Below are 16,639 nucleotides of genomic sequence, written 5' to 3' on the forward strand. Positions count from 1 at the left end.
ACTCTCTCCATTTAGTGTCAGCTATTAGTGTCAGTGTTTGTTTTTACTGTTTGCTGTGAAGTATCTAGTGGGGTTAAGTGCCATATGTCATCACAATATTGGCCTATTGTTCTGTCACTAGAAAATAAGCCACTGGCCGCGGTATTTAAAATACTCATTTGAGTCCAGTGGGTTTGATCAGCGTACGCTTTATCCACTTCACGCTGCGCTGCAATGTAACTGGCAAAGTCATGTGCGGTTAGCCATGCATCGTCTTTGCTTTTAATGCCGCTAATGACATCATCAAATAAGCCGGGTTCAAATAGATTAAAATGACCACTTTCAAGGAGATGCATCACGCTGTTTAGAGCTGAGTTATTCGCAATAATTTCACTGGGATTATAATGCGCTCTAATTTCGTCAATATGCTCGGCTTGTGCGCCAAATAAGAAGAAGTTTTCAGCTCCTACTGCATCGCGGATTTCAATATTCGCGCCATCTAACGTGCCTATTGTGAGCGCACCATTCATCATAAACTTCATGTTGCCGGTACCGGATGCTTCTTTACCTGCTGTAGAAACTTGCTCCGACAAATCTGTTGCAGGACATATAGTTTCCATGGCGGTCACATTGTAATTTGGTAAAAAGGCAACTCTTAAAAACATCGATACTTCAGGGTCTTTGTTGATCACCTCAGCAACATTATTAATCAGTTTAATAATTTTCTTCGCCATCATATAACCAGGTGCGGCTTTACCTCCGAGTAATACACAACGAGGTACCATGCCTTGTGTATCGCCACGACGAATGCGGTCGTATAAATGAATAACATGTAGGACATTGAGTAACTGGCGCTTATATTCATGAATACGCTTTACCTGCACATCAAATAGCATATTTACATCAAACTCGACGCCACACTTTTGTTTTACTAAATCGACTAAACGCTGCTTGTTTTGCCGTTTTGCCTGCTGCCATGTTACGTGCAATTGCGGATCATCATAAAAACGGCGTAATTGGCTAATTTTTGCAAAGTCGCCTACCCAGTCTTTTCCTATTTTCTCGCTAATAATATGGCTCAGACCCGGATTACAATAAGCAAGCCAACGCCTTGGTGTCACCCCATTGGTTTTGTTATTAAACTTTTCAGGCCATAATGAGTAAAAATCTTTAAACAAACCCGCAGTTAATAACTGGGTATGCAGTGCGGCTACGCCATTGACTGAATAACTACCAACAATGGCTAAGAAAGCCATGCGAATTTGCGGCTCTTCGCCCTCTTCAATTAATGATAAGTCTCGTTGCTTTTGCACATCACCCGGCCAATGCCTTGCAACCTCTGCTAAGAAACGGGCATTAATTTCATAAATAATTTCTAAAATACGTGGTAATAATTTAGCAAATAACCCCACTGACCACTTCTCTAATGCCTCCGGCAATAAGGTGTGGTTTGTATAAGCCATGGTTTTGATTGTGATGTTCCATGCCTGATCCCAGTCGAGTTCATGGTCGTCAACTAAAATTCGCATCAGCTCTGCCACGGCAATACTAGGATGAGTGTCGTTAAGCTGAAAAACATGATGCTGAGCAAAATCAGTAAAATTATCTCCGTATTGCTCAATCCACTGGCTCAGTACATCTTGAATGCTTGCCGATGATAAAAAGTATTGCTGGCGTAAACGCAGTTCTTTACCATTTTCACTGCTGTCGTTAGGGTACAACACCATGGTTATTTGCTCTGCGAGGTTTTTTTGCGCCACCGCTTCTGAATAACTACCGGCATTAAATTCGGTTAAATTAAATTCATCGGTTGCTTCAGACTTCCAAAGCCTAAGGGTATTAACAATATTATTTTTATAGCCCGGAATGGGAACATCATAAGGAACCGCAAGCACATCTTGGGAGCTAATCCACTGGCGATGTTCACGGCCAAATTTATCAGTATAACTTTGTACATAACCCGAGAACTTAACTCGTTTAGCTTGCTCTGGAGCGCTCAATTCCCAAGGGTGACCTTCGCGTAGCCAGTTATCTGGCTGCTCAATTTGGTTGCCTTCTTTTATTGATTGATTAAACATGCCGTATTCATAGCGAATTCCATAACCTACTACTGGCAGCGCTAAACTCGCGCAACTATCTAAAAAGCATGCCGCTAAGCGCCCCAAGCCACCATTACCTAGGCCGGCATCATGCTCTGCTTGTTCTACATTTTCCAGCTCAGTACAGTAAGCTTGTAGTGCAGTACTTACCTGAGACTCTAAATCAAGGTTGAGTACCGCATTACCCAGTGCTCTACCCATTAAAAACTCTAGCGATAAATACGCTGTTTTGCGGCGTTTTTGTTGTTTAATTTGCTGATTAGTTTCTCTGCAACGCGCAACGAGTCTATCTCTTATTGTCAGCGCCAATGCATGATATAAATACAACTGCGACTCTCCCACCACATCACGCCCTAAGGTGTAATAAAAGTGGCGAGTTAAATCATCACTTAAGGTACTTTCATCAATAACCGGGCCTTCTTGCCAGCCTTTTACCACACACACTTGCTCGTCTTGCTTAGTCATAATCTTCGCCTTCTAAATTGGCACTAAAAACCCAACTACTTTGTGCTGAAATATTCACGGTTGCATCTTCTTCAACAACAGTTGATGCGTTATTTACGCTTGATAACACTAACGCCCATGTCGCAGTAATGGGCGATTGTGGTAATTGGCAGACCACGGGCTGTTTACTGGCGTTTAAAATAATTAATAAGGCGTGCTTATTTTGCTTATCAAGTAAGCTATACATTAAAAATTGTCGCGTATCTTCATGCCAATGTGTTTCATCCATTTTTTTACCTTGCTCGGTGAACCACTTAACGGTGAAACGTTCATCAATATCATCTAAAAACACACTGTGTTTAAACGCACTGTGACCGTGCCTAATTTTTAATGCATCATCTATAAACTGAATTAATGAGTGGTTTAGTTGTGAGTCTTTCCATGCCAGCCAGCTTGTGCGGTTATTCTGGCAATAAGCGTTATTATTACCACCTTGAGAATGGGCCATTTCACTGCCAGCGGCTATCATTGGCACCCCTTTAGAGAGTAGCAAGGTAAGTAAAAAGTTTTTTTGTTGTTGGAGCCGTAAGTTTATTATTTCAGGATCGCTACTAAATCCCTCAACTCCGCAATTAAACGAATAATTAGCGCTGTGGCCATCTTGATTGTTTTCACCATTTGCTTGGTTATGTTTGTGCTCATAACTGACTAAGTCGGCAAGGGTAAAACCATCATGACTGGTAATAAAATTAATACTATTAAGCGGGCCGCGGTTACTGTGTTCAAAAATATCAAACGAGCCATGTAAACGCTTGGCAACATCACTAATAATGCCTTTTTCACTTTGCCAAAAGCGTTTAATCACATCACGGTATTGATCATTCCACTCACGCCAAGGAGCAGGAAAAGCACCTAACTGATACCCGCCAGGGCCTATATCCCACGGCTCACTGATCAGTTTTACTTTATTTAATATAGGATCTTGTGCAACGGCCTGTAAAAACGTATGAGAGGCACTAAAACCCGTGCTTGAACGCCCTAAAATGGTGGCTAAATCAAATCGAAAGCCATCAACCCCCATAACTTCCACCCAATAACGCAAGCTATCAAGAACCAATTGCAAGGTTTTTGGATGGTCAATATTTAAGGTGTTACCACAGCCAGTATCATTTATATATACATTGGGTTGCCCATTTATAGTGCGATAATAAGTGAGGTTATCGAAGCCACGTAAAGACAATATCGGTCCATCACTGCCCCCCTCTGCTGTATGGTTGTATACAACATCTAAAATAACTTCAATATTGGCGCGGTGTAATTCGCTAACCATCTGTTTAAATTCGTTTATATCGTCATTAACCAAATAGTCTTTATGGGGAGTAAAAAAATTGATGCTATTGTAGCCCCAGTAATTTTGCAGCCCTTTAGTAATTAAAAATTGTTCACTTATAAACGCATGCACAGGCAAAAGCTCAATAGCGGTCACACCTAAACTTTTTAAATGCTCAATAAAGCACGGGTGGCTTAAGCCTAAAAACGTGCCTTGCTGTACTTTTGGAATACCTGGATGACGACAGGTAGCACCTTTTACATGACACTCATAAATTACCGTATTAGCCCAGCTATGCTGTGGCTTTTTATTGGTATAAGCAACCGATGTAGTCACTTTAGATTTAGGCATATCTATCGCATTATTAACCACGCTTTTAGTGCCTATCGGCATTTGTCCGTAATGGCGCTCGCTCCAAGTAAACTCGTTAAACAAGTCTTTTGCATACGGGTCAATCAGCAACTTATGTTCATTAAATAACATGCCCTTTTCATGGTTATACTCACCATCAACCCTAAAGCCATATAATGCGCCAGCGCTAAGTGGCGCAACGTGAATACTCCACACCCCGCCTTCATTAATATTCATAGCTATTTTTAATATTTCTGTATGGCCACTTTTATCAAATAAACAAACAAAAGCTTGGCTTGCATTAGGGGCGTATAAGGCAAAGTTGACGCCGTTGTTTTGTACAGTCGATCCCAATGGAAGAGATGCACCATGGGTAACCTCAAAGCAATTACTCATCATTCACCTTTTGTAAGTAAACAGTGGTTAAGCCACCCATCTGTAATGTGATACTGTGATCAAAGCCATGGCTTGGTTGATTAATTGAATGAATAAGTTGGCTTGGCTCATCAGTAACATTAATGCCAGAGCCAAAAAAACATGACTCATCAGTATTTAATATCACCTTATAACTGCCTTTAGCAGGCACGCCTAAGGTAAAATGTTGATAAGCAGTAGGGGTAAAATTAGCGACAACAACCATAAAATCGTCAGCACTTTTAGCATAACGAATAAAGCTAAATATACTTTGCTGATTGTTATTATTATCTATCCATGAAAAGCCTGTAGCACAGCTATCAAGCTCATAAAGTGCTGGGTGGGCTTGGTACACATGATTAAGGCGTTTTACCGTATCTTGAATACCTTGATGACTTTGATACTCAAGCAAGTTCCAGTCTATTGAATGGTCATGATCCCACTCTTTTCGCTGTGCTATTTCGGCGCCCATAAACAGAAGTTTTTTTCCTGGATGCGCCCACATGAACGCATAATAAGCCCGTAAATTAGCAAACTGTTGCCAATCGTCACCGGGCATTTTGTTTAGAAGTGAACCTTTACCGTGGACTACTTCATCATGACTCAGTGGTAAAATGTAATTTTCACTAAAAGCATACACCATAGAAAATGTCATTTTATGATGATGGTATTTCCTAAATAGTGAGTCTTGCTGCATGTAATGCAGGCTGTCGTTCATCCAGCCCATATTCCATTTGTAACCAAAGCCCAAACCATTATGCTCAACGCTTTGCGTTACTCCGGGCCACGCCGTTGACTCCTCAGCCACCATCATAATACCGGGGTTATTTTTATAACTGCGTATGTTTACTTGTTTAAGGCACTCAATAGCCCCTAAGTTTTCTCTGCCACCGAAGCAATTAGCTACCCATTGCCCTTCTTTTCGGCTGTAATCAAGATACAACATAGATGCCACCGCATCTACTCGCAGTCCATCTATGCCAAATTGACTGAGCCAATACATTGCATTTGATATTAAAAAGCTTTTAACTTCAGGGCGATCGTAATTATAAATATAGGTATTCCAATCAGGGTGAAACCCTTGACGCATATCAGCATGTTCATATAAATGGGTGCCATCAAAACAATGTAACCCATGAGGGTCGCTTGGAAAGTGCCCCGGCACCCAATCCAGTAAAATACCGATATTGGCTTTATGGCATTGCTCAACTAAGTATTTAAAGCTGTTGTAATCACCAAAGCGGCTTGTAGGCGCAAACAAGCCTACCGGCTGATAACCCCAAGAACCATCAAACGGGTATTCACTGATAGGCATAAGTTGTAAATGCGTAAACCCCATTTTAACCACGTAACTTACAAGCTTATCTGCCAGCTCGCTGTAGCTTAAATAACGATTATGCTCAGCGCGTTGCCAAGAACCTAAGTGCACTTCATAAATACTAATAGCGGCATCAATATGATTACGCTTTTGCCTATTTTTGATCGCTTGTTCACTAAGCGTGATAGGGGTGGGTTTGTATTGTAAAATGCTTGCTGTACCTGGCGCTTGCTGCATTTTAAAAGCAAAGGGATCGGCTTTATCTAAAACTTCACCACTGAGTGTGGTGATAGCAAATTTGTAGCACATATCGGCGCACAGCCCCGGGATAAATAACTCCCATACTCCACTAGCCGGATGAAATCGCATAAAGTGACGATTGGACTGCCAAAAGTTAAATTCACCAATCACTGAAACGCTGGCAGCATTTGGCGCCCACACACAAAAACGAACACCGTCTACGCCTTGTTGTGTAATAAATTGCGCGCCTAAGTGCGCATAAGCATGCTCAAGACTCCCTTCATTGAACAAGTACATTGCTTGCTCATCAAGGGTACTACTAAAACTGTATTCATCGTAAAAGGTAATATTATTGCTTCTATAGCTAACATGACATTGATACATACTGCTCGGCATGCTTGATAGCTCAGCTATAAATAAATCACTTTGTTTATAGCGCAATGCAGTAATTGTTTGATCACCAATTAACAATTCAACCTGCAGTGCAGCTGGCAAATACACTCGAATTTCTATGCCGCTTTGTGTACTGTGCGCTCCTAAAAAACTAAACGGGTCTTTAAACCGTCCTGCTGCGAGCGCAGTAACTTGTGAATCATAATCAGTCACTGGCGTTGATTTCATATTTTTTATACTGCCCATTTACCCATTCCTCATTGAATGTATTGCAGTCAAAAGTGATGCGTTATCAGTAAAAATATCCTCGCACGTATGTGTTAACACCCGTCTCCAATTGGGATATTCTTTATCTGTACCCGGAATGTTAACTGGGTAGCATTGTTTGTCTAAGTCATCAATTTGTAGGGCAAATAATCGCGATGGCGACTTTGCTAAACACAAAGCCAGCGCGCTATAAATCGCAAAAGTATCAGTGTTTAATGACATGTCAGAATGTGTGTCTTGTGCATTAATAAAATCAACTAACCGTTGTTGCTCTTGTTGACGTTGCTGCACTAGCTGCTGGTGTTTAGCGGCATCAATCAGCTGATACTGTTGTTTGAGGGTTAAATCACTATGCTGCCACCAGCCAACAAATGGCGGTACGTCATGATTGGCAATCATCAGCAGGCATTGTTCGCTAAGATCATCACGATTAACAAATTCATCATTTTGTTGTTTTTCGAAATAAAATAAACTGTTTGAAAAAATTCCACTGCTCACCAGCGCTTCTTTTACTTCAGGTGGCACAACACCTAAATCTTCGCCTATCACGACAGCCTTATTTAGGTGAGATTCTATTTTCAAAATAGCTAACAAGTGCTCGAATGGATAGTAAACATAGCAACCATCTTGGCTGTTATTATTGCTAAAGCACCACCATAAACGTCTAATTGCCATAACATGATCAATGCGTAATCCACCCACAGCATTCATATTGGCGCGTATAAGTGAGCGGTAAAAATAATAGTTATTGTCAGCAAGGCGCTGAGGATTTATTGCTGGCAAACCCCAATTTTGGCCACTTTCAGCCCAAGGATCCGGTGGAGCTCCTACAGTCGCATCTTGGCTAAACAGTTTCAGCTGATGTTTATATTCGCTGCCCTCTTTGGCACAGCCAACTGCTAAGTCGTTAATCAAACCAATCGCCATTCCTTGGTCGATACAATGTTGTTGGCACAGTATGAGTTGGCTATGTGCTTGCCATTGCAGGTAATAGTCGAATGTCGGTTCTGTGGTTTCTAGCATAGCAAGTACATCGCGGTGCTGTTTACAAAAGGCTGTAAACTCGTCTTGCCGTGCTTGACTACCCTGTTGTTGAAAATGCACAAAAAGCAGTTTAAAGGCATTATATTTCTGCTCAGTAACCGTTTTATAATTAATAAAGGTTATATCTTGCTCGCTGTGCGACGTTAAACAACAAGAAGATAAGTAATCATCTAAAGCGGGGTTGTTAATACTATCTGTCGATAAGTTAATTGCTATATACAATGGATTGAGTAACGCGCGGTTACTGGGGTTATAGGGACTAGCGCACTCTGGGTTATCTGCAAATAATAAGTGCAGAGGATTAAGTAAAATATAATCCATTTTTTGTTTTGCACATAATGTGGTTAATTCAAGTAAATCATTAAAATCACCAATTCCCATTCCGGCTTGGTTTTTTAATGTATATAACTGAATTGATAAGCCAAGGCGTTTACTATCGGCAATTTGATAAACTTGTTTAGGGATAGACCAAATTTGTGTAGTTGCCGATTGCGCTCCCATACTCAGCAACGCATCATAATAACCCGTAGGTAAATGGGTAAGTGGCAACGCTATTTCAATATAACGGCAGTCATTTAAAAAATACTCGCCTAATGGCGCATAGTCAGCAATTTGTTCAAATTGTAGCTTAATATTTAATGCAGGTATGTTAAGCGTAATTTTATGGTGCGCGTCGGTTTCTTTAATACGTACTTTAAGCACATTGCTAGGCTGTTTTACTAAGCTAACAGCCGGTGCAAGCGTTAACCAAGTGGCCGCATCTAATTGGTAATTTAACTTATCTATTTGCTCTGCATCACTGGTGTCAACGCCACAACACTGCAAGGCTAACTTGCGCGTTTGTTCGCTAAAAACAACGTGTTCACCAGTGTACTTAGTGTATTCATAGCCTATTCCATGCAAATAAAATAATTGCGATAGTGCGTCCATTCACCAACCTTAATTAATGCGTTGTGTATTTACTATACTGTTCTCTGAACCAAAATTATTAGCCCGATAACCATCAGCCTGATGGTCGTTATCCCACTGCTTACCATTAATCAAATAACGAAAGTGAAACTCTTTATCAACAGGCAAACGCTGTTTACACTTAAACACACCCAACTTTTTATTCAGTTTCATTGGCACTGGCTGCCAATCATTAAACTCCCCAAGTAAACAGACATCATCAGCATCAGGATGAGAAAATTCAAACGTGACTTCTGCTTCGTTTTTTGTCTTAAAAAAGCGTTTATTCAACATAATAGGCTCCAACTAAACCGTAAGGGTTATTCATCTTTGCCACAGGCCAAACAGCTTAAATAGGCGATGTGGAATCCATTCATTCACATAAAAACAAGCTTAGAGTTAAACAAAACATTATTTACGCATTATTACAGTGCGTTATTTATTTTACCGCACTAGGTTGGTGCAGTTTTTAACCATTTTAAACAGGTTTTTAGGTAAGCTCTTTAACTGAGCAATTTTTAAACCAACTACACCCGATTAAATTTCTTTTACAACAATTCACACATAATCGTTTTTTATTACCGCATTGAGGTTAAAAAACCTTTAGCTTAACCACATCATCAGCGATAATAATTATCTACCTAGCCAATGCCGATAAATATTTAAAAACTATGATTAAAAAAAGCATTCTTATTACCTCTGTTATTATTTTTCTCACTACCATCGCTGTTGTGGGTAGTTCAATTTATACACTATATAGTAAAAAGCTTGTCTCTGTAGACCCAAAGTTAAAAGAAATTTCTGGCATTGAGTTTGATAAATATAAACGTCTGTGGGCTATTAATGACAGTGGCGACGAACCTAAGCTATATAGACTCAATGACGATGGCTCTATCGCTAAAGAAATTTTAGTCAGCAACGCAAAAAACATTGATTGGGAGGACATGACACAAAATAACTTTGGTCATTTTTTCTTGGGTGACTTTGGTAATAATAAAAATGAACGTAAGTGGCTAACCATTTATAAAATAGAAAACCCGATTGATATTAAAACAAATACCACTGAAGCCGAGATAATTAAATTTACCTACCCAGAATTAGACGGCAGTCCAATACAACCTGATCAACGCAATTATGACTTAGAAGCTTTTGTCGCTTTTGGCCGGCACTTATATTTATTTACTAAAAACCGAACTGAACCCTTTGATGGTATTACCAATGTTTACAAAGTAGGCGATCATGCAGCAAATTTTGACGCCCAGCTAATTGACTCATTTAGAACCTGCACCACCATGGAAAAGTTATGCTGGATCACCTCTGCAGCACTCAGCCCAGATAGAAAAAAACTTGCGCTACTAGACTCAACCAGCATTTGGCTGTTTGAAAATTTTAAAGGGGATAAATTTTTCTCTGGTGATGTGTCTAAAATTGATCTTGGTATTGTGACCCAAAAAGAAGCGATCACGTTTTATGATGATAATACAATTGCCTTTACCGATGAGGAATTTAAAGGCATTGGCGGTAATGTTTATTTTTTAAAGCTCGATCAAGTTACTAAGGTAAAGGTACAGCGAAGCCACGCACAAGCCCAGTAGGTTAAAATAAATCTATTTCTGAATCGTTTTCTTGTACGTTGATTAGCTGTTCAGCGATTAAATCTTCGTATACACAAAACTTATCTCGGCCATTATTTTTAGCGTAATACAGTGCTTTGTCGGCGCTTTCTATTACAGTGATTGGGAAATCATAAGGGCTAATACGTGCTAAACCAGCACTGATCGTCATGTTTTCAACAAAAGGAAACGAAGTATTTCTGACGAGTTGTAAAAATTCTGCCATTTTATTACATATGGAATCTGCATCAGTGGGCTCAAAAACAATCACAAATTCTTCACCACCAAAGCGAAAAATTAAATCGGTTGAACGAAAAAAGTGACGCATTTTTTGCGCTAATATCAGCAGTACTTCATCACCGCAAATATGACCATACTTGTCGTTTATATTTTTAAAATGATCAATATCTAAAATAGCTAACCAAGATGTAGATGCGTATTTTTTTTGCCTTTTACCCTCATCTCGGGAAGAACTGTGAACTTTTAATACTTGTTTTTCAATCAGTTGTTTTATTTTTTTCTCAAAGGTTTGTCTATTTAATAGTCCTGTTAATTTATCTCTTTCGTTTTCATGAAGAATCACTAAATAATTTTCAAAAATACGACAAAAAGCATTCAACATCACCTGAGCTGGACTATCTAGGCTGTTTGAAACCACAGAAATTGCGGCGACTGTTTTCTCTTGGCGGGTAATGGGTAACCAACGGCGTTCGATGCCATCTGTTGATTGCACCGTGATAATGCAAGCAGAACGTAAGCAGGATAAAAGCTCATCCTCGGGGTGTGCAACAATTTGTCGTTGTACCCACTCAAATTGCTTTTCACCAGTCACTTTCAAACAAAGGCTTTGTTCAATGGTAAGTTGACCCTGAACTTCTATGTCTTTATAAACTGAAACTTCTTTACACCCAATAAACTCTTGGATGGTCGATATCAAGCTGTATTCAAGTGAGTCTACGTCTCTGTTTTTTGTTATTTTGATAACTGAGTTTAGTAAATTTTCTTGCATTGTACTCCCTAAAGCAAACTGGGCATTAACAACTCATAAATTCAGCATAGACCACAGGGTATAATATGCTAATTAAAATATTGAAATACCAATGTCACCCAGTCTAATAGGGAGCTTTGGGTGAACTTTGAACAAAATATAACTTAGCTATTCGTCATGCAATTTATAAACTTTTCAGATACGAGCGTTATAGCAACCTTATCAGTGTACATAGCCTGACTATTTTTTGTAATAAAGTCAGCACATTGCGCTTGTGATTGTTTGAATTTTTGCTTACATGAGTTTACTGACTCACCAATAACTTCTTGATAAATACTTTCATCACATAAGCTATTGGCAAACTGACTCGCGCCAGTAATAATCTCATCAATATTGACGGGTGAGGATTCTAGTTTGAAAAATATGTCGCTGTAAGTTTCAACCGTTATGTTATCGCTTGAGTCAAATAAAGTGGCCTTTGCACTTAAATATGAGCCACCTATTATTAATAGGGCTGCAGCAGCTAGTGTTGTGTATTTCATAACATTTCCTTGTAATGTTTTTGAGCTGTTTTGCCAAAACGTCCTGTTTCTCACATTGTAATCAACTAGTGTTCTTGCATGTAATAACTATACTTATCAGGTTTGTTTAGTATTGGAGGATTGTGGCAAATGCAGGGGCGAAAAGCCTATTGATTTGGTCAAAAACAATCCTTGTTTCTAATAACGAGGAGATTACAATTAAGTGAGCCTAAATGCAAATAATTAATACTCACTGAATGGTTAGAAATAAATCTAATTAACGCTTAAATTTGGTTTCTAAAATAACCGATGAACGAGTGCGCTCTACCCCATCTAAATTACCTATATCGTCTAATAAGTGGCTTAACTGCTCGAGGTTTTGAGCTTCGACAATGGCAATTAAATCAAATTCACCGCTAATTGCATACAACTGAGATATGGCATCTATTTGTTTTAACTCTACGTTGGTTTTAGTCGTTAGCTTTTGTTTGACCTTTATTGAGACATGTGCAGAAACTAAGCTATTTAAAAAATCATCTCCAAAGTCAACGTTATACCCTTTAATCACCCCACTTTGCTCCAACTTAAGCATGCGACTTTGCACTGTTGAGCGGGATAAATTTAAATGCCTTGCAAGGTCAGAAATACTTGCTCTAGCGTTCGTTTTTAATACTGATAGTAGCTTTTTATCTTGGGGAGTTATCATAATGCTAATAAGGTTCGTTATTTTGACTATTATTCTAATCATTTTTCACAAAATAGCACTGCAAATTTAATCCATAACCTTTGATAATGACATTTTTAATAAGTATGAACGCATTGTATTGCTGAATAAGCCTGAGCTTATCGTTATTTTTCAGCAACGTTTTTTATGTGATTAATTTAGGTGTAAAAATGCAAGTAACCAGAGATTTATTTAACGACGTAATGGTCCCTAATTACAACCCATCTGCAGTTATTCCCGTTCGTGGTGAAGGCTCACGCGTGTGGGATCAAAATAACAACGAATTTATCGATTTTGCCGGTGGTATTGCGGTTAATTGTTTAGGTCATTGTCACCCTGCATTAGTGAGCGCACTAAAAGAGCAAGGCGAAAAAATTTGGCACTTAGCAAATGTAATGACCAATGAGCCAGCACTTCGCTTAGCTAAGAAAATGGTTGATGCTACCTTTGCAGAAAAAGTTTACTTTGCAAACTCAGGAGCTGAAGCAAACGAAGCGGCTTTAAAGTTAGCGCGTCGCTTTGCCTTGGACAAATTTGGTGCTGAAAAGTCTAAGATCATCGCTTTTAATAAAGGCTTTCATGGCCGTACTTTTTTCACTGTAACTGTAGGTGGCCAAGCCGCTTATTCTGATGGTTTTGGGCCAAAGCCTGCTGATATTGTTCATTGTGACTACAATGATATTGCTGCCTTTGAAGCCTTAATTGGCGATGATACTTGTGCAGTAATGATGGAGCCATTACAAGGTGAAGGCGGTATTGTGCCACCAACCAATGAGTTTGCACAAAAAGTACGTGAACTGTGTACTAAGCATAACGCACTGCTTATTTTTGATGAAGTACAAACCGGCGTTGGCCGTACAGGTCATTTATATGCATACGAAGGCTTAGATGTTATTCCTGATATTTTAACCACGGCAAAAGCATTAGGTGGCGGTTTCCCAATTGGCGCTATGATCACGACTACTGACATTGCAGCACACCTAAAAATAGGGACTCATGGTTCTACCTACGGTGGTAACCCATTGGCATGTGCTGTTGCAGAAGCTGCATTTGATACAGTAAATACCCCTGCGGTTTTAAATGGCGTAAAAGAACGTGAACAAATGTTCCGTGATGGTCTAAATGCCATTAACGAAAAATACCATGTATTTAGTGAAATCCGTGGTAAAGGCTTACTTATTGGTGCTGCATTAAATGAAAAATTTGAAGGCCGTGCTCGCGACTTCTTAGTTGCAAGTGCTAATAACGGTTTAATGAATTTAGTAGCCGGAATGAACGTTATCCGCTTTACACCTTCATTAGTGATCCCATTTGAGGATATTAAGGAAGGCTTAGCTCGCTTTGAAAAAGCAGTAAGCGAAGTTGTAAACGGTTAATCACTAAGTAAAACATATAAAGCCCTGAGATAAATGTTTACCTCAGGGCTTTATTGGAGCAAGTAGTTAATGCAAGTATTACGTCCTATTACTGTCAATGATTTTGCAGCACTTAAAGAGATTGCCATTGAATCAGGCCATGGTTTTACCTCTTTACCTGTCGATGATGGACAACTACAAGAAAAAATAGACCGTGCACAAAACAGCTTTACTAAAAATGTAAATAAGCCTATCGATGAAAGCTATTTATTTGTTTTAGAAGACAGTGACACTGGCAAAGTAATTGGTACTACCGCCATAGAAGCGGCCGTCGGTTTGTCTGTGCCTTTGTATCACTACCATTTAGGTAAAACTGTCCATCATTCACCCACCTTAAACGTTTACAATACCGTTGATATTTTAAGTATGTGTAATGACTACACAGGCTGCTCAGAAATATGTACTTTATTTTTACGTGAAGACAGCAGAAAAGGCTTAACAGGGCGGTTTTTATCACGTTCACGCTTTTTATTTATGGCACAACATAGTGAACGCTTTGCCGACACTGTAATTGCTGAAATGCGTGGCGTGAGTGATGAACAGGGGCACTCTCCATTTTGGCAATGGTTACAAGAACACTTTTTTAGTATTGAATTTCCACAAGCTGATCACTTAGTTGGTTTAGGCGATAAAGTATTTATTAGCGAGCTTATGCCTAAATACCCTATCTATGTAAACTTGCTAAGTAAAAAAGCACAAGCGGTGATTGGTCATGTTCATGATAAAACCAAGCCTGCACTTAAGTTGCTTGAAAAAGAAGGGTTTGAACATCGTGGCTACGTTGATTTATTTGACGCAGGTCCCACGGTAGAGGCAAAGCTCGGTAATATTCGCAGTATTCGTGATTCACAAGTATGCCCAATTACCATTGGTGAACTTGAACATATTAATGAGCAAAGCTCAGATACCCTTGCTATTTGTAATCAAGGGGTTAGCGACTTTAGAGCCACGTTCACTAAACACGCTCATTATAATCAAGCAAAGCACACCTTAGTTATCAGCCAAGAAGTAGCTGATGCACTTCATTTAAATCAAGGAGATGCAGCGCGATTTTTCCGCCTGTAACACTATTTATGAACACACAACTAATTAATAACCAATGGCACGCAGGCCAAGGCCCTGCTTTTAATTCTGTTAATCCAAGCAATGGCGAAGTTGTTTGGCAAGGTAATGGTGCCAGCCCCGAACAAGTTAGCAGTGCTATTGAAGCGGCAAGAGCCGCGCAAATTCAATGGGCAGATATGCCAATTGAACAACGTATTACCATTTTAGAAAACTTTGTTGCCCAATTAAAAGAACACAGCGAAGAATTTGCTAGCATTATTGCTCGTGAAACAGGTAAACCACTATGGGAAACGCGCACAGAAGTCGGTGCGATGACAGGCAAAGTTGCTATTGCTATCCGTGCTTACAATGAACGAACTGGCACAACCGAAAACCCAATGCCTGGCGCAAAAGCCTTTATTCGCCACAAACCACATGGTGTAGTGGCTATTTTTGGCCCATATAATTTCCCTGGGCATTTACCAAACGGTCATATAGTCCCTGCTATATTAGCGGGTAATACCGTGGTGTTTAAACCATCAGAACTAACTCCTTACGTAGCACAGTTTACTTTAGAGCTGTGGCTAAAAGCAGGCTTACCTGCTGGGGTTATAAACCTTGTTCAAGGTGAACTAGAAACAGGTAAAGCACTTGCTTCACATCAAGATATCGATGGCTTATTTTTTACTGGTAGCTCAAACACAGGGCATTTATTACATAAACAATTTGCAGGCCATCCAGGTAAGATCTTAGCGCTTGAAATGGGCGGTAATAACCCGCTAGTGGTTAAAGATGTTGCTGATGTGAGCGCAGCCGTTCACGATATTATTCAATCGGGCTTTATTACTTCGGGTCAGCGTTGTACTTGTGCACGTCGATTATTTATTGAAAAATCAGCCAATGGCGATGCTATTTTAGAAAAGCTGATCAGCGCAACCAAAAATATCCTTGTAGATGATAGCTTTGCTGACGATCAACCATTTATGGGTGCCATGATCAGTGAAAAAGCCGCCTTAGGCATGGTTGCAGCGCAAGCTGACCTAGTTAAACAAGGTGCTGAGGTACTCGTTGAGCTTAAACAATTAAAACCAGGCACTGGCTTTGTCAGCCCGGGTATTATTGATGTCACTAAAATCGATGAAATCGCCGATGAAGAACACTTTGGCCCGCTAATTAAAGTATATCGTTACACTGACTTTGATAGCGCTATAGCAGAGGCGAATAACACCAGCTTTGGTTTATCTGCAGGTTTACTTGCAGACAGCGAAGATGATTACAGCCACTTTTTAAAACGTATTCGTGCCGGTATTGTTAACTGGAACCGCCCTATTACAGGCGCATCAAGCGCAGCGCCATTTGGTGGCATAGGTGCCAGTGGTAACCACAGAGCTAGTGCATACTATGCTGCTGATTACTGCGCATACCCAGTGGCCTCAGTAGAGTCAGAAAAAGTTAACTTACCGCAAACCCTCGCGCCGGGCTTAATTATTGAATAACAATTTTAGAA

12 protein-coding genes are annotated in these 16,639 nt (G+C 39.8%); 4 read left to right on the forward strand and 8 right to left on the reverse strand.

Going from position 1 to position 16,639, the window contains the following annotated elements; genetic code table 11:
* Positions 1 to 17: 17 nt before the first annotated feature.
* The 5 genes from ACNSN3_RS18495 to ACNSN3_RS18515 are packed head-to-tail and all read right to left on the reverse strand — an operon-like array spanning position 18 to position 9,121.
* On the reverse strand, positions 18 to 2,543 hold the full coding sequence (locus tag ACNSN3_RS18495; protein ID WP_418609393.1) for a glycogen/starch/alpha-glucan phosphorylase: 2,526 nt from the start codon (positions 2,541 to 2,543) through the stop codon (positions 18 to 20).
* The gene (gene glgX / locus ACNSN3_RS18500) at positions 2,536 to 4,599 is read right to left on the reverse strand and encodes a glycogen debranching protein GlgX (protein ID WP_418609395.1); all 2,064 of its coding nucleotides are present in this window, start codon (positions 4,597 to 4,599) and stop codon (positions 2,536 to 2,538) included. Before glgX ends, ACNSN3_RS18495 begins: the two co-directional genes overlap by 8 nt.
* Positions 4,592 to 6,814, reverse strand: a complete 2,223-nt coding sequence (gene glgB, locus ACNSN3_RS18505) for a 1,4-alpha-glucan branching protein GlgB (protein WP_418609397.1) — start codon at positions 6,812 to 6,814, stop codon at positions 4,592 to 4,594. The genes glgX and glgB overlap by 8 nt, the downstream gene beginning before the upstream one ends.
* On the reverse strand, positions 6,815 to 8,809 hold the full coding sequence (gene malQ / locus ACNSN3_RS18510; protein ID WP_418609398.1) for a 4-alpha-glucanotransferase: 1,995 nt from the start codon (positions 8,807 to 8,809) through the stop codon (positions 6,815 to 6,817). It lies immediately after the preceding gene.
* A 9-nt stretch (positions 8,810 to 8,818) separates the two neighbouring features.
* Positions 8,819 to 9,121, reverse strand: a complete 303-nt coding sequence (locus ACNSN3_RS18515; RefSeq protein WP_010388937.1) for an isoamylase early set domain-containing protein — start codon at positions 9,119 to 9,121, stop codon at positions 8,819 to 8,821.
* A 377-nt stretch (positions 9,122 to 9,498) separates the two neighbouring features.
* Between ACNSN3_RS18515 and ACNSN3_RS18520 the strand changes: the two genes are divergently transcribed.
* Positions 9,499 to 10,422 (forward strand): hypothetical protein, encoded by a 924-nt coding sequence (locus ACNSN3_RS18520; protein ID WP_418609400.1) that lies wholly within the window; start codon positions 9,499 to 9,501, stop codon positions 10,420 to 10,422.
* Position 10,423: 1 nt separating this feature from the next.
* Here ACNSN3_RS18520 and ACNSN3_RS18525 read toward each other — a convergent pair whose 3' ends face one another.
* From ACNSN3_RS18525 to ACNSN3_RS18535, 3 genes are all read right to left on the reverse strand, one after another.
* Positions 10,424 to 11,449, reverse strand: a complete 1,026-nt coding sequence (locus tag ACNSN3_RS18525) for a GGDEF domain-containing protein (protein WP_054201650.1) — start codon at positions 11,447 to 11,449, stop codon at positions 10,424 to 10,426.
* Positions 11,450 to 11,592: 143 nt separating this feature from the next.
* On the reverse strand, positions 11,593 to 11,970 hold the full coding sequence (locus tag ACNSN3_RS18530; RefSeq protein WP_010388941.1) for a hypothetical protein: 378 nt from the start codon (positions 11,968 to 11,970) through the stop codon (positions 11,593 to 11,595).
* A 256-nt stretch (positions 11,971 to 12,226) separates the two neighbouring features.
* Positions 12,227 to 12,655 carry an Lrp/AsnC family transcriptional regulator gene (locus tag ACNSN3_RS18535; RefSeq protein ID WP_010388942.1) on the reverse strand — a complete coding sequence of 143 codons (429 nt, stop codon included), beginning with the start codon at positions 12,653 to 12,655 and terminating at the stop codon, positions 12,227 to 12,229.
* A 188-nt stretch (positions 12,656 to 12,843) separates the two neighbouring features.
* Here ACNSN3_RS18535 and ACNSN3_RS18540 point away from each other — a divergent pair, with 188 nt between their 5' ends.
* The 3 genes from ACNSN3_RS18540 to astD all read left to right on the forward strand — a co-directional run bounded on the left by ACNSN3_RS18540 (position 12,844) and on the right by astD (position 16,628).
* The gene (locus ACNSN3_RS18540) at positions 12,844 to 14,049 is read left to right on the forward strand and encodes an aspartate aminotransferase family protein (protein ID WP_418609403.1); all 1,206 of its coding nucleotides are present in this window, start codon (positions 12,844 to 12,846) and stop codon (positions 14,047 to 14,049) included.
* A gap of 69 nt (positions 14,050 to 14,118) precedes the next feature.
* Entirely contained in the window at positions 14,119 to 15,153 is a 1,035-nt protein-coding gene (astA, locus tag ACNSN3_RS18545) for an arginine N-succinyltransferase (RefSeq protein ID WP_010388944.1), read from the forward strand.
* Between the two features lie 8 nt (positions 15,154 to 15,161).
* Positions 15,162 to 16,628, forward strand: coding sequence for a succinylglutamate-semialdehyde dehydrogenase (gene astD / locus ACNSN3_RS18550; protein WP_418609405.1), 1,467 nt, complete (start codon positions 15,162 to 15,164; stop codon positions 16,626 to 16,628).
* Positions 16,629 to 16,639 lie beyond the last annotated feature (11 nt).

Source organism: Pseudoalteromonas sp. US3C1004 (assembly GCF_048401065.1).
Taxonomy (GTDB): domain Bacteria; phylum Pseudomonadota; class Gammaproteobacteria; order Enterobacterales; family Alteromonadaceae; genus Pseudoalteromonas; species Pseudoalteromonas undina.

What these genes read in the sequence shown, in the direction of transcription:
- ACNSN3_RS18495 (WP_418609393.1), bottom strand. Translation starts at nt 2,543, where the DNA reads ATGACTAAGCAAGACGAGCAAGTGTGTGTGGTAAAAGGCTGGCAAGAA.
- glgX (WP_418609395.1), bottom strand. Translation starts at nt 4,599, where the DNA reads ATGAGTAATTGCTTTGAGGTTACCCATGGTGCATCTCTTCCATTGGGA.
- glgB (WP_418609397.1), bottom strand. Translation starts at nt 6,814, where the DNA reads ATGGGCAGTATAAAAAATATGAAATCAACGCCAGTGACTGATTATGAT.
- malQ (WP_418609398.1), bottom strand. Translation starts at nt 8,809, where the DNA reads ATGGACGCACTATCGCAATTATTTTATTTGCATGGAATAGGCTATGAA.
- ACNSN3_RS18515 (WP_010388937.1), bottom strand. Translation starts at nt 9,121, where the DNA reads ATGTTGAATAAACGCTTTTTTAAGACAAAAAACGAAGCAGAAGTCACG.
- ACNSN3_RS18520 (WP_418609400.1), top strand. Translation starts at nt 9,499, where the DNA reads ATGATTAAAAAAAGCATTCTTATTACCTCTGTTATTATTTTTCTCACT.
- ACNSN3_RS18525 (WP_054201650.1), bottom strand. Translation starts at nt 11,449, where the DNA reads ATGCAAGAAAATTTACTAAACTCAGTTATCAAAATAACAAAAAACAGA.
- ACNSN3_RS18530 (WP_010388941.1), bottom strand. Translation starts at nt 11,970, where the DNA reads ATGAAATACACAACACTAGCTGCTGCAGCCCTATTAATAATAGGTGGC.
- ACNSN3_RS18535 (WP_010388942.1), bottom strand. Translation starts at nt 12,655, where the DNA reads ATGATAACTCCCCAAGATAAAAAGCTACTATCAGTATTAAAAACGAAC.
- ACNSN3_RS18540 (WP_418609403.1), top strand. Translation starts at nt 12,844, where the DNA reads ATGCAAGTAACCAGAGATTTATTTAACGACGTAATGGTCCCTAATTAC.
- astA (WP_010388944.1), top strand. Translation starts at nt 14,119, where the DNA reads ATGCAAGTATTACGTCCTATTACTGTCAATGATTTTGCAGCACTTAAA.
- astD (WP_418609405.1), top strand. Translation starts at nt 15,162, where the DNA reads ATGAACACACAACTAATTAATAACCAATGGCACGCAGGCCAAGGCCCT.